This window comes from Flammeovirga agarivorans (assembly GCF_012641475.1).
Lineage (GTDB): Bacteria > Bacteroidota > Bacteroidia > Cytophagales > Flammeovirgaceae > Flammeovirga > Flammeovirga agarivorans.
In genome coordinates this window covers 1-504 of record NZ_JABAIL010000148.1, presented here as the reverse complement: position 1 = coordinate 504, position 504 = coordinate 1, and the positions used below count along the sequence as shown (strand labels likewise).

The following is a 504-nucleotide window of genomic DNA, read 5'->3' as shown; positions in this document are numbered from 1 at the left end:
GTTCTCTCACAATGATATGAGGGATGAATGATTCCGTTGCGGACGGTATTGTTGGGCTCTAAAATTTGCCAACAATTTTTTTAATTACAGGGGGAAGACATGTTAAAACATTCATTGGCAATAGCAACGTGCTTGGCTTTTTCCAGTTCAGTCATGGGTAATGAAGCAAATTTGTTATATACCAACACGATGCAATTCCCTTATAAGCATAATGCTGATGGATATATGGTCTTTGACATTCATGGAAAGTTAGTGGTTCCGCCTGAGGGGCATTTTGATACGCTAAACTATATGGCGGAGCGATGGCTGGCTTTTTCTGGGGAAAATTTATATATATATGATGAATCTGGCAAGCTAATTATTAAACGCACTGGTCAAGATCCCGTATATTTAGGAGGTGATCTTCTATCCATCCGTGTCGATACAGGTAAACGTATATTGATTAACAATAACGGTGTCAATCTTTCTGAAAATACGTTTGATGACATTCGTCCTTTTAATCCT

Annotated in this window: 1 protein-coding gene; it reads left to right on the top strand. The window is 38.3% G+C overall.

What is annotated here, in order from left to right; translation table 11 throughout:
• Positions 1 to 99 precede the first annotated feature (99 nt).
• Positions 100 to 504, top strand: a 405-nt coding sequence (locus HGP29_RS28695) for a hypothetical protein (protein WP_211093493.1), incomplete at its 3' end; no start/stop codon positions are given.